The 14,118-nt window shown below is 62.1% G+C and carries 12 protein-coding genes; 7 read left to right on the plus strand and 5 right to left on the minus strand.

Features of this window, described 5'->3' with window-relative positions:
- Positions 1-72: 72 nt before the first annotated feature.
- Positions 73-1,509, minus strand: coding sequence for a glutamine synthetase family protein (locus tag ACFOJ9_RS04715; protein ID WP_164548587.1), 1,437 nt, complete (start codon positions 1,507-1,509; stop codon positions 73-75).
- 163 nt (positions 1,510-1,672) lie between these two features.
- Here ACFOJ9_RS04715 and ACFOJ9_RS04720 point away from each other — a divergent pair, with 163 nt between their 5' ends.
- Positions 1,673-2,389 (plus strand): HAD family hydrolase, encoded by a 717-nt coding sequence (locus ACFOJ9_RS04720; protein WP_378977158.1) that lies wholly within the window; start codon positions 1,673-1,675, stop codon positions 2,387-2,389.
- Positions 2,390-2,457: 68 nt separating this feature from the next.
- Here ACFOJ9_RS04720 and ACFOJ9_RS04725 read toward each other — a convergent pair whose 3' ends face one another.
- The 3 genes from ACFOJ9_RS04725 to aceA all read right to left on the minus strand — a co-directional run bounded on the left by ACFOJ9_RS04725 (position 2,458) and on the right by aceA (position 4,730).
- Positions 2,458-2,862, minus strand: coding sequence for a response regulator (locus ACFOJ9_RS04725; RefSeq protein ID WP_378977160.1), 405 nt, complete (start codon positions 2,860-2,862; stop codon positions 2,458-2,460).
- Between the two features lie 276 nt (positions 2,863-3,138).
- Positions 3,139-3,381: an SMc00767 family acetate metabolism repressor gene (locus tag ACFOJ9_RS04730; protein WP_006202762.1), complete on the minus strand. Its 243-nt coding sequence runs from the start codon at positions 3,379-3,381 to the stop codon at positions 3,139-3,141.
- Positions 3,382-3,440: 59 nt separating this feature from the next.
- Positions 3,441-4,730 (minus strand): isocitrate lyase, encoded by a 1,290-nt coding sequence (aceA, locus tag ACFOJ9_RS04735; protein WP_378977163.1) that lies wholly within the window; start codon positions 4,728-4,730, stop codon positions 3,441-3,443.
- 236 nt (positions 4,731-4,966) lie between these two features.
- Here aceA and ACFOJ9_RS04740 point away from each other — a divergent pair, with 236 nt between their 5' ends.
- The 6 genes from ACFOJ9_RS04740 to ACFOJ9_RS04765 all read left to right on the plus strand — a co-directional run bounded on the left by ACFOJ9_RS04740 (position 4,967) and on the right by ACFOJ9_RS04765 (position 11,968).
- Positions 4,967-6,415: a helix-turn-helix domain-containing protein gene (locus tag ACFOJ9_RS04740; RefSeq protein WP_378977165.1), complete on the plus strand. Its 1,449-nt coding sequence runs from the start codon at positions 4,967-4,969 to the stop codon at positions 6,413-6,415.
- A 135-nt stretch (positions 6,416-6,550) separates the two neighbouring features.
- Entirely contained in the window at positions 6,551-7,504 is a 954-nt protein-coding gene (locus tag ACFOJ9_RS04745; RefSeq protein WP_378977167.1) for a DMT family transporter, read from the plus strand.
- 344 nt (positions 7,505-7,848) lie between these two features.
- Positions 7,849-8,946 carry a polyamine ABC transporter substrate-binding protein gene (locus ACFOJ9_RS04750; protein WP_378977169.1) on the plus strand — a complete coding sequence of 366 codons (1,098 nt, stop codon included), beginning with the start codon at positions 7,849-7,851 and terminating at the stop codon, positions 8,944-8,946.
- A gap of 81 nt (positions 8,947-9,027) precedes the next feature.
- Positions 9,028-10,167 carry an ABC transporter ATP-binding protein gene (locus ACFOJ9_RS04755; RefSeq protein WP_378977171.1) on the plus strand — a complete coding sequence of 380 codons (1,140 nt, stop codon included), beginning with the start codon at positions 9,028-9,030 and terminating at the stop codon, positions 10,165-10,167.
- 9 nt (positions 10,168-10,176) lie between these two features.
- Complete coding sequence (locus ACFOJ9_RS04760; RefSeq protein ID WP_378977173.1) at positions 10,177-11,145, plus strand: ABC transporter permease subunit; 969 nt, start codon at positions 10,177-10,179, stop codon at positions 11,143-11,145.
- A 4-nt stretch (positions 11,146-11,149) separates the two neighbouring features.
- Positions 11,150-11,968, plus strand: a complete 819-nt coding sequence (locus ACFOJ9_RS04765) for an ABC transporter permease (protein ID WP_378977175.1) — start codon at positions 11,150-11,152, stop codon at positions 11,966-11,968.
- Positions 11,969-12,095: 127 nt separating this feature from the next.
- Here ACFOJ9_RS04765 and ACFOJ9_RS04770 read toward each other — a convergent pair whose 3' ends face one another.
- Complete coding sequence (locus ACFOJ9_RS04770; RefSeq protein ID WP_378977177.1) at positions 12,096-13,949, minus strand: AsmA family protein; 1,854 nt, start codon at positions 13,947-13,949, stop codon at positions 12,096-12,098.
- Between the last annotated feature and the right edge of the window lie 169 nt (positions 13,950-14,118).

Genomic DNA, 14,118 nt, shown 5'->3' on the forward strand with positions numbered 1-14,118 from the left:
GGGAAAGCGGCCGATATTGCTTCTATTCGCTATTCGCTATTCGCTATTCGCTATTCGCTATTCGCTACTCCCCTACACATTCAGCAACAAATACTCCCGCTCCCAAGGACTAATCACTTCCATGAACGTCTCGAATTCCGCCCGCTTGATCGCCGCATAGGTCGCGGCGAAGGACTTGCCCAGATGCGCGCAGAGTTCCTCGTCGCCCTCGAACAGGTCGACGGCTTCGAGCAGGCCACGCGGCAGGTCGATCTCGTCGGCGTTGGCTGTGGTCAGGACGGGAGGCTCGGCCTTGATCTTGTTGGTGATGCCGATCAACCCGCAGGCAAGCGATGCCGCCAGCGCCAGATAGGGGTTGGCATCGGAGGACGGGATGCGGTTTTCGACGCGCCGCGCCGCCGGATCGGAGCGCGGCACACGAAACGCCGTGGTGCGGTTGTCATAGCCCCATTTGTTGTTGACCGGCGCCGACGCCGCCTGCGTCAGCCGGCGGTAGGAATTGACATAGGGCGCGAACATCACGAGTGCGTTCGGCACATGCTTCTGCATGCCGCCGATGAAATGGAAAAAGGCTTCGGTTTCCGAGCCGTCCTCGGCCGAAAAGATGTTCTGTCCGGTCTTCTTGTCGATGATCGACTGATGGATGTGCATGGCGGAGCCGGGTTGCCCCTGGATGGGCTTGGCCATGAAGGTGGCATAGATCTCGTGCTTGAGTGCTGCCTCGCGAATGGTGCGCTTGAACATGAACACCTGGTCGGCCAGTTCGATCGGGTCGCCATGGCGCAGATTGATCTCCAACTGGCCGGCACCTTCCTCGTGGATCAGCGTATCGATCTCCAGGCCCTGGCTTTCGGAGAAATGATAGATGTCGTCGATCAGTTCGTCGAATTCGTTGACGCCGGCGATCGAATAGCCGGCGCCGCCGCCGATCGCGCGCCCCGACCGGCCGACAGGCGGGGTCAGCGGATAGTCCGGATCGGGGTTCTTGCGCACCAGATAGAACTCGATCTCGGGCGCCACCACCGGCTTCAGGCCGAGCTTGTCATAGGCGGCGACCACACGTTTCAACACGTTGCGCGGCGTGAACTCGACCGAGCGTCCGTCCTGGTGGACGAGATCGCAGATGACCGCGGCCGTCGGGTCTTCTTCCCAGGGCACCACCGTCAGCGTCGACAGGTCCGGCATCAGTTTGAGGTCGCCGTCGTCTTCCGGGTAATGGAAGCCGTTGCCATCCTCGGGGTAGCCGCCGGAAATGGTCGTCATGAAGACAGCCGATGGCAGTGCCAGCGAGGTGTTGGAGGTGAATTTCTTCGATGGCATCATCTTGCCACGCGCGACGCCGGCCTGATCGGGCGTGATGCACTCGATGTCCTCGATGCCGCGCCACTCCAGCCAGGCGCTGACTTCCTTCCAGTTCTTGACGCCCCGTTGATTTTTCACGAAGGCAGGCGTGCGGGCGCGTCCTCCGCGGCTCGACGGACGGACTTCCTTTTTTGCAGGCGGCATCATTCACCAGATTGGGTTGCGGATTGTGGAGTATAGCCGTGCGCCCCTATGGAAGGGAAGGGGAGCCGCATCGGGCATTGGCCGGCGCGGTTGAAAATCACGCCAATCGGCTTAGTTTCGGGCGTCCCAATCCCAATCGAGACCCCAATCTTAATCGAGAAATTGCATGCGGCACGACGGCAAACTGACGACGATCGGCTTCGACGCCGACGACACGCTGTGGCAGAACGAGCAGTTCTTCCGCCTGACGGAGCAGCGCTTTGCCGCCATGCTTGCCGATCATGGCGAAGCGGAGCACATCTCGGCACGATTGCTGGAGGCCGAAAGGCGCAACCTTGCCGTCTATGGCTTCGGCATCAAGGGATTTACCCTGTCGATGATCGAAACGGCGATCGAGGTCACCAAAGGGCGCGTGCCGGCCTCGGTCATATCGGAGATTCTCGATGCCGGCCGCGAGATGCTGAGCCATCCGATCGAGACCCTGCCGCATGCGCGCGAGACTGTCGAGAAGCTTGCCGGCGCATTCCGCCTTGTGCTGATCACCAAGGGCGACCTTTTCGACCAGGAGCGCAAGCTGGCCGGGTCAGGCCTGGGCGACCTGTTCGACGCGGTCGAGATCGTCAGCGACAAGAACGCGGCCACCTATAGCAGACTCTTCAGCCGGCACGGCGATGGTCCGGCAAAAAGCATGATGGTCGGCAACTCGCTGAAGTCGGACGTGGTGCCGGCCATCGAGGCCGGCGGTTGGGGTGTCCATGTGCCGCATGAACTGACCTGGGTGTTGGAGCATGTCGAGGCCCCGGTGGCCGAATCGAGGTTCCGCCAGATATCCGATCTCGGACAACTGCCCGGACTGGTCGAAAGCATCGTGAACGCAGGCTGATGGCAGGGCTCAGCTGTTTGCTTTGTTTATTCGGACAGGAACCCGCTACATACTCTCCTGGAATTGCTCTAGCGGCCGATCAGGCGATCGATCACCGGTTGCAATCGTTCGGGCGTGATCGGCTTGGCGACCACCACATCGATGATGCTGGACAGGCCCAGGCTTTCCGTCGTGCCATTCCTGGTTGAAAGCAGGATCACCGGTGGCAGCGATTTGCCCGAGGCCCGCCGCAACGCGTCGATGCTGGACATCAGATTGTCGCAGTCCTTGTTGTCGGCGCCGCCATCAAGGACAACCGCACCGGGAATGAGGGACCGCAAGATCCTTGCCGCCGTGTCGGGAGATTCCGAGATCGGCTTGAGCCCGGATCGCTCGACAATCTTCGAAATCACCACGCGATTGATTGGCGATTTGCCGACGACAAGCACCTGCGACGGATCATGGATCACCTCGGTGCTTGCGTCACGGGTCACCCAATTCAGATGTCTTGGAGTCTCGCCTTCACGATTCACTGGGCACACAAGTCGACCAAGAAGCTCGCCCCTATTTCAATGCAGAGTTGAATCTGGGGTGCAATTGGCGTGAGATCGTGGCCCATGTCAAGTTGAAATAAAAGACCCGAAATCATCCTTGGGAGCAGTGAATTTCAAGCAACGCTACTGTACTGAACTGTCCACACGTACTTTTCATAAAAAAAAATTCACCTGCGCAGAAGCCGCGCAGGTGAGAGGCCGGTTGCGCGGATCCGGTCAGCCGTGGCTCTGCTGCGTGACGATCACCGGGATCAGCAGATCGCCCCAGTTGCCGTCGCCGCCGTGATGGCGTGCCGAGCGCACGAGCTCCACCGAGACGCCTGCCTCGACCGCCTTCATCACCGACTGGTTGAGACGGTGCAGGTCGTTGGCCAGCATGCGGATCGTCGCTTGCTGGTCGACGCTCATCGTCGTGGACTGTTCCTCTGCACGTTCCTTGACACGGCTTATCGATGCCATTGGTCTTCTCCTGGTGTTCCAAGCCCTGTTGGGCGTTTCCTCTGTATTTCTGTGGTCCGCTATTCCGCGGCAGGTTTGAACTGTGCGTGCTCGGTCGATTCATGCATGGCGGTGGTGGACGACTGGCCGCCGGTGATCGCCATCGACACGGCGTCGAAATAGCCGGTGCCGACCTCGCGCTGGTGCTTGGTCGCGGTGTAGCCATTGGCCTCGGCTGCGAACTCCGCCTCCTGCAACTCGGAATAGGCCGCCATCTGCCGTGCCTTGTAGCCGCGAGCCAGTTCGAACATGCCGTAGTTGAGCTGGTGGAAACCGGCGAGCGTGATGAACTGGAACTTGTAGCCCATGGCGCCGAGCTCCTTCTGGAACCTGGCGATCGTCGCGTCGTCGAGGTTCTTCTTCCAGTTGAACGATGGCGAGCAATTGTAGGCGAGCAGCTTGTCGGGATGATGCTTGCGCACGCCCTCGGCGAATTTCCTGGCCTGCGCCAGGTCCGGCTTCGAAGTCTCGCACCAGATCAGATCCGCGTAAGGCGCATAGGCGATGGCGCGGGCGATGCAAGGCTCGATGCCGTTCCTGACGTGATAGAAGCCCTCCACCGTGCGCCCGGCGCTATAGTCGACGAAGGGCTGGTCGCGTTCGTCGATGTCGGAGGTGAGCAGCTTGGCGGCTTCCGCGTCGGTGCGCGCGACGACCAGGGTCGGCGTGCCCATCACGTCTGCCGCCAGGCGCGCGGCGTTGAGGTTGCGGATGTGCGCCGCGGTCGGGATCAGCACCTTGCCGCCGAGATGGCCGCATTTCTTTTCCGACGCCAACTGGTCCTCATAGTGGACGCCGGCGGCACCCGCCTCGATGAAGGCCTTCATGATTTCGAAGGCGTTGAGCGGTCCGCCGAAACCGGCTTCCGCGTCGGCGACGATCGGCGCGAACCAGGTCTCGACCGAAGGCCCGTTGCCTTCGGAGGTCTCGATCTGGTCGGCGCGCTGTAGCGTGCGGTTGATGCGCTTGACCAATTCGGGCGCCGCATTGGCCGGATAGAGCGACTGGTCCGGATACATCGCGCCAGCCGTGTTGGCGTCGGCGGCAACCTGCCAGCCAGACAGGTAGATCGCCTTCAATCCGGCGCGCACCTGCTGCATCGCCTGGTTGCCGGACATGGCGCCGAGCGCGTTGACGAAGTCCTCCTCGTGGATGAGCTTCCACAGCCGGTTGGCGCCCATTTCGGCGAGGCTCTGGCGGATCTGCACCGAACCGCGCAGCCGCTTCACATCCTCCGCAGAATAGGGCCGTTCGATACCGTCGAAGCGACCTTCCGGCGCCGATGGGACGAGGTTGTAAAAATCAGTCATTGGTCACTCCGAAGGATTTCTGCGCTGTGTCCAGGCACCAATCATCAGTGCGCGGAATGTGACTGAATTTACATTGCGGCGCAAAATGAACCAGAGGAATCAAGGAAATCGCCGAGATATAAGGGAAAACCTGTATTGCGTTTGACAGGGGCGCGCTGTAAATTTGTCATGATTGTAAAAGGCAAACGCAGCAAGATTGCCGCCAAGTTTGTGTAAATTCCTGTCAAGGACAGTCGATGGCTGACCAGAAAATATTTGCCGGGCCACGCATCCGCCGCATCCGCAACGCCAAGGGCCTGACCCAGACGGCGATGGCCGAGGGCCTCGGTATCTCGCCGTCCTATCTCAACCTGATCGAGCGCAACCAGCGGCCGCTGACGGTGCAGCTGATCCTCAAGCTGGCGTCCGTCTACAAGGTCGATCCGCACGAACTGCAAGGCGAGGCAAGGGGGTCTGTCGCCGCCTTGAAGGAAGTGTTCACCGACCCTCTGCTGATCGGCGAGTTGCCGGGAGATCAGGAGCTGATCGAGCTTGCCGAGGCAGCGCCCAACGCGTCCGCGGCGGTGATAAAGCTGTTCCGAGCCTATCGCGAGCAGGCCGAGCGCCTGTCCGACCTCAACGAGCTTTTGGCACGCGAAGGTCGCGCGACCGCGCTCTCCGGTGCCCGCCTGCCGATCGACGAAGTGCACGAGATTTTCGAGCGCCGGCCGAACCATTTCGCAGCCCTCGAGGAGGAGGCCGCGACGTTCACCTCGGTGCTTGATCCCGGCGACGATCTGTTCGGTGCGCTGAAGGCCTGGCTGAAGCGCGAATACGGCATCGTGGTCAAGGTGCTGCCGGTCGCCACCATGCCGAACTGGCGCCGCCGTTACGATCGCCACTCGCAGCGCCTGTTCCTGTCCGAACGCCTGTCGCCGTTCGATCAACTGCGCGAAGTCGCGATGGAGGCCTGTCTGATCCGCATGACGGTCGCGGTCGCCGGCGAGATCCAGGCGATCAAGCTCACCACCGACGAGGCACGCCGGCTGGCCCGCTTCGAACTCGGCCGCTATGCGGCGCATGCGCTGATGATGCCCTACCAGGCTTTTCACGCGGCTGCGGTGCGGGCGCGCTACGACATCGATGTCTTGCGCTCGCGCTTCGGGGTCTCCTTCGAACAGGCGGCGAACCGGCTGACCATGCTGCAGCGGCAGGGTGCCTCGGGCGTGCCGTTTTTCATGCTGGAGGTCGACAATGCCGGCAACCGCTTCCGCAAGGCCGGCAGCCAGGGCTTTCCCCAAAGCCGCTTCGGCGGCGGCTGTCCCAAATTGCCCGTGCATGTCGCCTTCACGCAGCCCGGCCAGATCTTCGTCGAGGCGGTGGAAATGCCCGACGGCGCCGAATTCCTGTGCATCGCTCGCACACTGGAAGGGCCGCAAGGCGCGTTCTCGGAACGCCCGCGCCGCACGGCACTGCTGCTGGCTTGCGATATCGGCTTTCGTGACGACATCATCTACGGCGCAGCACTGCCCGGCGCGGTTGCCTCCGCAAAGGCCGGGGCAGGCACCGTCGCGGCGACGCCGGTCGGGCCTGCCTGCCGGCTTTGCGAACGCGTCGGCTGTCTGGCGCGCGCCGAACCGCCGGTGACGCGTCCGCTCGGCCTCGACGAGATGGTGACGGGCTTGAGCGCTTTCGATTTTCAGTAACGCCGAAGCAAGGTGCCATAATTGTCGCCGGCCGCTGGCTCACTTCCGGCCTGCGTCTTTGCGTTACGCGAACAGAGCATCTTTTCGTCGTCCCTTGCGCATCGTCCCGTCCACAAAAGCCCGACAGTCGCGCCCATGACCGACACCGCATCATCGCCGATCGTCGTATCTCCAGCGGTCTCGCCGCGCGAGGAGCGCGTAGGCATGCTGTTGGTCTTCCTGTCGGCGCTGATGTGGAGTTTCGGCGGCACCATCGCCCGCTTCATCACCGTCGGCGACAGCTGGACGGTTATTTTCTGGCGCTCCATCTGGGCAGCCGCCTTTCTGATCTGCTTCATGGTCTGGCGCGACGGCTGGCGCGGCATGCTGAGATTGTTCCGCGACATGGGTCTGCCCGGCCTTGCCGTCGGGGTCTGCTTCGCCACCGCATCGACCGCGTTCGTCGTGGCGCTTGCCTACACCACCGTCGCCAACATCCTGTTGATGCAGGCCGGCGTGCCGTTGCTGGCGGCGCTGTTTGCCTGGGCGTTGTTCCGCGAAAGGGTTGGTGTCGCGACCTGGATGGCGATTGCCGCCGTCATCGCCGGCGTCGCCATCATGGTGTCGGAATCGCTTGATGGCACCGTCTCGCCGATAGGCGACGGGCTGGCGCTGTTGATCGCGGTCATGTTCTCGATCGCCACCGTCATCACCCGGCGGTTTTCCAGCGTACGCATGACGCCTGCGACCTGCCTCGGCACCATGCTTGCGGCGGGCTTTGCCGCCTCGCAGGCATCGACATTCACTGTATCGGTCAGTGACATGGGCTTTCTCTTTGCTTTCGGCGTGGTCAATCTCGGCATTGGTCTTGCGTTCTTCGCCACCGGCGCACGGCTGATCCCGGCGGCCGTCGCGGCGCTGCTCGGCACGTTCGAGCCGATCCTCGGCCCGATATGGGTCTGGCTCATCCATTCCGAGGTCCCGTCGGGACGCACCATCATTGGCGGCACGGTGGTCGTCACGGCGCTGCTCGTCCATATCGGGCTCGAATTCAAGCGCAAGACGCGGCCTGAACGCGCCGGGGTCACCGGGGTGCCGTCGCCTAATTGAAGCGGTGTGCTGCTTTGCCATTGACAATGTCGCTGCCGCGCGGGCAGGCTGGAAATACGGCAACAACAAGACAGGCGTATCTTGCCAAGTCTCCCAGCCGGTCAGATCGAGACCGGACCATATCGTCGTATCTCTGCCCGCGCCACGGCGAAAGCCTTTGACGGCACCGGTATGCCACCCAGGTCCCGGCGACGCCACAGCACCACCACCCCATCGACCCGCCTGCATGGGATCGGCAGTTCGCGCTTGTCGCCCCTTGGAAAGCTCAATAGTCTGAAACAAATACCCGGTCGCGCGGGGTCCGTGACGAGCCGGCGAAGGAACACTCATCAAAGGAGAATAGCATGATCCGCAAAGCGTTCTGGCTTTCGGCGACTTCGGCATTTTTGGCGCTTTTCACCGTCGGCGGTCATGCCGAGGACCGCGTCGTCAATGTCTTCAACTGGTCGGACTATATCGACAGTTCGATCATTGACGATTTCACCAAGAAGACCGGCATCAAGGTCGTCTATGACACCTTCGATTCCAACGAAATCCTGGAAACCAAGCTGCTTGCCGGCGGCAGCGGCTATGACGTCGTCGTGCCCAGCGGCAATTTCCTTGCGCGCCAGATCCAGGCCGGGGTGTTCCAGAAGCTCGACAAGTCGAAACTGCCGAACATTTCCAACATGTGGGACACGGTTACCGAGCGAACCGCCAAATATGACCCCAGCAACGAATACTCGGTCAACTACATGTGGGGCACGGTTGGCATCGGCTACAACATCAAGAAGGTGCAGGCAGCACTTGGCACCGACAAGATCGACAGCTGGGACGTCTTCTTCAATCCCGATAGCCTGGCCAAATTGAAGGACTGCGGCGTCTACGTGCTGGACTCACCGGCAGACATCATCCCGGCGGCGTTGAAATATCTCAACCTCGACCCGAACAGCACATCGCCCGACGATATCGCCAAGGCCGAAGAGACCCTGCTCAAGGTCCGGCCTTATATCCGAAAGTTCCACTCCTCCGAATACATCAACGCGCTCGCCAACGGTGATATCTGCCTGGCGGTCGGCTGGTCGGGTGACGTTTTCCAGGCCCGCAACCGCGCGGTCGAGGCCAAGCAGGGCGTCGAGATCGGCTATTCCGTGCCGAAGGAAGGCGCTCAGATGTGGTTCGACCAGATGGCGATCCCTGCCGATGCGCCGCATGTCGCGGAGGCGCTCGAGTTCATCAACTACATGATGACGCCCGAGGTGATCGCCAAGTCGTCGAACTACGTGCTTTACGCAAACGGCAACAAGACTTCGCAGCAGTTCGTCGACAAGGCGCTTCTGGACGATCCGGCGGTCTACCCGGACGCCGCCACTTTGCAGAAGCTCTACACTGTCTCGCCATACGATCCCAAGACCCAGCGCGTCATCACGCGCACCTGGACCAAGATCGTTACTGGCCAGTAAGCAATCTGACATGGTCCCGGCAGCCACCTGCCGGGATCATTTTTTCTGGGGCAAGAAGCAAGAATCAGGACGGAGTGGGACATGAAATCGCTTGGCAGCATCCGCAGGGATTTTGCGCCGTGGAACGACCCGAACGCCAAGCCATACATCCAGTTCGACAATGTCACCAAGAAGTTCGGTGACTTCACCGCCGTTAACAATCTGTCGCTGACCATATTCGAGCGCGAGTTCTTCGCTCTGCTTGGCGCCTCTGGTTGCGGGAAATCGACGCTGCTCAGGATGCTCGCCGGCTTCGAGGAACCGACAGCCGGCCGCATCCTGCTCGATGGCCAGGATTTGCGCGGCATCCCGCCCTATCGCCGGCCGGTCAACATGATGTTCCAGTCCTATGCGCTGTTCCCGCATATGACGGTCGAGAACAACATCGCCTTCGGCCTCAAGCAGGACGGCATGCCGAAGCCCGAAATCGCGTCCCGCGTCGCCGAGATGCTCAGGCTGGTCAAGCTCGAACAGTTCGCCAAGCGCAAACCGCATCAACTGTCCGGCGGCCAGCGCCAGCGCGTCGCGCTCGCCCGCTCGGTCGCCAAGCGGCCGAAGGTGCTGCTGCTCGACGAGCCGCTCGGCGCGTTGGACAAGAAACTGCGCGAGGAAACGCAGTTCGAACTGATGGACCTGCAGCAGAACCTGGGTCTGACCTTCGTCGTCGTCACCCATGACCAGGAAGAGGCGATGACGATGGCCGACCGCATCGCCATCATCGACAAGGGCGAGGTGATGCAGGTGGCAACGCCGGCCGAAGTCTACGAGGCGCCGGGGTCGCGCTTCGTCGCCGGGTTCGTCGGCAATGTGAACATGTTCGAGGGCAAGATCGCGCGTGGCGAGGCTGGCGCTGCCAGCATCGATGCCGGTAACGGCATCACCATCCGCACCGACAATGCCGGCACTGCCAGCGCCGGGACGGCCGTCACCTTCGCCATCAGGCCGGAAAAGATCAAGGTGTCGTCGAAGAAGCCGGCCGAGGCGGTCAACGCCATCGAGGGCGAGGTCTACGACATCGCCTATCTCGGCGACATGACCGTCTACCACGTCAGGCTGGACGACGGGCAGGTGGTGCGGGCGAGCACCATGAACGCGGCCCGTATCACCGAGGATCCGCTGACGTGGAACGACCGCGCCTGGGTTTCCTTCCGGCCAGATGCCGGCGTCGTGCTGACACGGTAGGGGGCGGCCATGTCGAACGTCGCCATCGCCGATAGCGCGGCCCCGGCCGCCGTGACAAAGCCGATCCTGGCGCGGCTGGCCGCCGGCTTCGTCAGCCGGCTCGTCATCCTCGTGCCTTATGTCTGGCTGCTGTTCTTCTTCCTCGTTCCCTTCATCATCGTCTTCAAGATTTCGTTGTCGCAGACGGCGATCGCCATGCCGCCCTACATGCCGGTGCTCGGCTTCAAGGACGGTATCTCCGGATTCTTCGCCGGCCTTGGCGGACTCAATTTCGACAACTACGCCTGGCTGACGCAGGATGCCCTCTACTTCAACGCCTATGTGACCAGCGTGATCGTCGCCGGCATCTCGACCCTGCTGACGCTGCTGGTTGGTTATCCCATCGCCTATGGCATGGCGCGTGCGCCGGCAACGATCCGGCCAACGCTGCTGATGCTGGTCATCTTGCCGTTCTGGACGTCGTTCCTGATCCGGGTCTACGCCTGGATCGGCATCCTCAAGCCCGAGGGCCTGCTCAACCAGTTGCTGTTGTCGCTGCATGTGATCAATCAGCCACTGGTCATCCTCAACACCTATACGGCGATCTTCATCGGCATCGTCTATTCCTACCTGCCGTTCATGGTGCTGCCGCTCTATTCGTCGCTGGAAAAGATGGACTATTCGCTGATCGAGGCGGCCAAGGATCTTGGCTGCCCGCCGACCAGTGCCTTCTGGAAGATCACCTTCCCGCTTTCGCTTCCCGGCGTCATCGCCGGCTGCCTGCTGGTGTTCATCCCCGCTGTCGGCGAATTCGTCATTCCCGACCTGCTTGGTGGCTCGCAGACGCTGATGATCGGCAAGACGCTGTGGAACGAGTTCTTCCAGAATCGCGACTGGCCGGTGTCGTCGGCCGTTGCCGTCATCCTGCTGTTGCTGCTGATCGTGCCGATCATGCTCTTCCAGCGGGCTCAGGCGCGCGCTCAGGAAATGGACAGGTGACCGCATGAACCCCACCTGGAGCCGCTTCAACATCACCTCGATCGTGCTTGGCTTTGCCTTTCTTTATTTGCCGATCGTGCTGCTCATCGTCTTTTCCTTCAACGAGTCGAAACTGGTCACCGTCTGGGGCGGTTTCTCGACAAAATGGTACGTCTCGCTGTTCCACAACCAGGGCCTCATGGACGCCACCTGGGTCACGGCTCGCGTCGGCGTCATTTCGGCCACGGTGGCAACCGTGCTCGGCACGCTGGCGGCGCTCACCTTGACCCGTTACACGCGCTTCAAGGGCAGGGTGCTGTTTTCAGGCATGGTCTTTGCGCCACTGGTCATGCCGGAAGTCATCACCGGCCTGTCGCTGCTGCTGCTCTTCGTTGCCGTCGGTCTCGACCGCGGCTTCCTGACCGTCACGCTCGCTCACATCACCTTGACCATGTGCTTCGTCGCCGTGGTCGTGCAGTCGCGCCTGGTCAGCTTCGACCGCTCGCTGGAAGAAGCTGCGATGGATCTTGGCGCAACGCCGGTAAAGACCTTCTTCCAGATCACGCTGCCGGTCATCATGCCGGCGATCGTGTCCGGCTGGATGCTGGCCTTCACTCTGTCGCTCGACGATCTGGTGATCGCCAGCTTCACCTCCGGGCCGGGAGCAACAACGCTGCCGATGAAGATCTACAGCCAGGTCCGCCTCGGCGTGACGCCGGAGATCAACGCCGCCTGCACCATCCTGATCGCCGTCGTGGCGATTGGCGTCATCATCGCCTCGCTTGCCAACAAGCGGCGTGAGGTGCAGCGCCAGCTCGACGAGCAGGCCGCGCAGCGCGGCTGAGCATGATCCCGAAAAGTGGGAACCGGTTTTCGGATAAGATCATGCTCAAAACAAAAGCATGATCCCGAAAAGTGGGAACCGGTTTTCGGACAAGATCATGCTCAAAACAGAGCGCGCCGCGTTTGGCTTATTCCCCCGAAACGCCGCGGCTGATCGGGGAAATGAACGGCGTGCTCCAGGTCCCGCCGACGAAGAATGATGACTGGTTGGGGCCTTGCTGGCCATTGGTCTGCGTTGCCGCCTGCTCCGGCTGAATGATACCGCCGGACAGGGCCAGTCCGCGTCCAGCGTAGGAGGCGATCCCCGACAGCCAGATCTTGTACTTCGCCGAATTGGCTTCGGCCTTGTCGATCCGTGCCACGCCCTTCGAAATGGTGGCCTTGATCTCGGCGCCGTCGATCGGCAGCGTTCCGTCGGAGACGTCGTCGAGCGCGAAGAAGCCGCCTTGTTCGGTATGTTTGAGAAAGGCCGGCAGGTTGAGCTTGCTCAACGCACCCGGTCCGAAGGTCGCAGAAACAGAGCCGTCGGCATTGTCGAAGATGGAATCCCAGGTCCTGCCCGGTCCCTTGAGGATTACCGAGACGGTTCCCGTGCCGACCGGCACCAGCCGGGTCATCCCCGCCGCCGTGCCGAAAGCACCGCCGTCGATATCGGACGCCAGCAGCCGGATCTCGACCTGCGTGCCTTCCGGCTTGCGGTCGAAGCGAAGACTGCTCTGGATGTTGCCGCCGAAGGCCGAGGCATCGGAGATATCGAAGACGGAAAGTCCATCCTTGACCTGTGCGGTGGCAGCGACGTCGGCGAGCTGGATGGGACCCGCCGTGGCGTGTGCCGCGGACAGCCTGAGATCGAGGTTGATCCGGTCGGCGAAACTTGTGTCGATTTCACCGGGTCCCGCCCCTCCGGCCGGCGCCAGCGGCGTGAAGGCCGACAGAAACGATCTGAGGTCGAGCGTGTCGAAGGCGAGCGTGCCGGATATCACCGGTTGTGCTTCGCCAAACGAGAGGTCCAGCACTCCCATTCCCGGATTGTTGTCCAGCGCAATCGCGGTGTTGTCGAACTTGACGCGCCCGCCCGTCGCCGTGATCTTGCTCGAAATGCTGACCGAGCCGATCGCAGCGCCCGGAGCGACGCCGGCCTGCGACCATTCCAGGACACGCCGCAGCGAGGGTGCCGAGAATTTCGCCTGGCCGTCGAAATAGACGTTCTCGGACATGCTGGCCGTGCCGTCGAACGAGAAGGTGGCGGGTGGTGCCTTGAAGGACAGCGTGAGCGGCGCCGTGCCGCCGGCAAACAGCACAAGCGGTTTCGCCGAGCCGACGTCCAGCGCAACGCTTTCGCCGCGCCAGATCCCTGTTGCCGACAGCGTCGCATTGCTGTTCATCGCCGCCCAATTCGCCTGGCCGGTCAAACTGCTCAGGATCTCGACATCCTTGCCGGCGATGGACGCCACCATGCGGCCGTCGCGAAACTCCACCGTGCCGAAGGTGTCGGCCGGCAGCTTGTCGAGGTCCGGCTTGGCGGGGTTGGCATTGACCAAGCCGCGCGCCGCGTCGATGGAGCGCGTGATGCGCCCGCCGGTCGGGATGGCGGGCAGAAAGAGGCCGGTTGGCGTGCGCTGAACCCGGATCGTCGGCCGCACCAGCCGCGCCGTCGAAAACACCACGTCGCCGCGCAAGGCCGCCATGGCGGAAAGGTCGACCTCGACCCGTTCTGCCTCGACGACCGGCGGCGCCTCGGTGTCGGTCCATTGCGAAAGCGTCACATCGGTCAGGATTGCGCGGAACGTCGGCCAGACCTCGATGCGCGGCGAGCCCTCAATGGCGACCCGGAAGCCGCTCCAGGCACTCATTTCCCAGGCGATGCGGTCGCGCACGATACGGGTGGAAGCGATCAGCGGCAGGGCGGCAACGACCAGCGCGATGACGAACCCGGCAGCGCCGATCATCCATATTCCGCGCCGGATCAAAGATGATGGCATATCGCCCCGTATGCTTCCATTCCGACAAAAATCGCCCGACGGGTGTAACCCGGTCGCCACCACGACTTCCAGTCGTCACTACGACTTCAAGTCGTCACTACGACTTAGGGCTGACGCATTTCAAGTCTTTATGGCCCGGCGATGGCATTTGCGCACATCTAGCCGCATT

Source organism: Mesorhizobium cantuariense (assembly GCF_042647205.1).
GTDB classification, from domain to species: domain Bacteria; phylum Pseudomonadota; class Alphaproteobacteria; order Rhizobiales; family Rhizobiaceae; genus Mesorhizobium; species Mesorhizobium cantuariense.

Bases quoted from the DNA above. Each gene is read 5' to 3' on its own strand.
- ACFOJ9_RS04715 (WP_164548587.1), bottom strand. From the start codon at position 1,509: ATGATGCCGCCTGCAAAAAAGGAAGTCCGTCCGTCGAGCCGCGGAGGA.
- ACFOJ9_RS04720 (WP_378977158.1), top strand. From the start codon at position 1,673: ATGCGGCACGACGGCAAACTGACGACGATCGGCTTCGACGCCGACGAC.
- ACFOJ9_RS04730 (WP_006202762.1), bottom strand. From the start codon at position 3,381: ATGGCATCGATAAGCCGTGTCAAGGAACGTGCAGAGGAACAGTCCACG.
- aceA (WP_378977163.1), bottom strand. From the start codon at position 4,730: ATGACTGATTTTTACAACCTCGTCCCATCGGCGCCGGAAGGTCGCTTC.
- ACFOJ9_RS04740 (WP_378977165.1), top strand. From the start codon at position 4,967: ATGGCTGACCAGAAAATATTTGCCGGGCCACGCATCCGCCGCATCCGC.
- ACFOJ9_RS04745 (WP_378977167.1), top strand. From the start codon at position 6,551: ATGACCGACACCGCATCATCGCCGATCGTCGTATCTCCAGCGGTCTCG.
- ACFOJ9_RS04750 (WP_378977169.1), top strand. From the start codon at position 7,849: ATGATCCGCAAAGCGTTCTGGCTTTCGGCGACTTCGGCATTTTTGGCG.
- ACFOJ9_RS04755 (WP_378977171.1), top strand. From the start codon at position 9,028: ATGAAATCGCTTGGCAGCATCCGCAGGGATTTTGCGCCGTGGAACGAC.
- ACFOJ9_RS04760 (WP_378977173.1), top strand. From the start codon at position 10,177: ATGTCGAACGTCGCCATCGCCGATAGCGCGGCCCCGGCCGCCGTGACA.
- ACFOJ9_RS04765 (WP_378977175.1), top strand. From the start codon at position 11,150: ATGAACCCCACCTGGAGCCGCTTCAACATCACCTCGATCGTGCTTGGC.
- ACFOJ9_RS04770 (WP_378977177.1), bottom strand. From the start codon at position 13,949: ATGCCATCATCTTTGATCCGGCGCGGAATATGGATGATCGGCGCTGCC.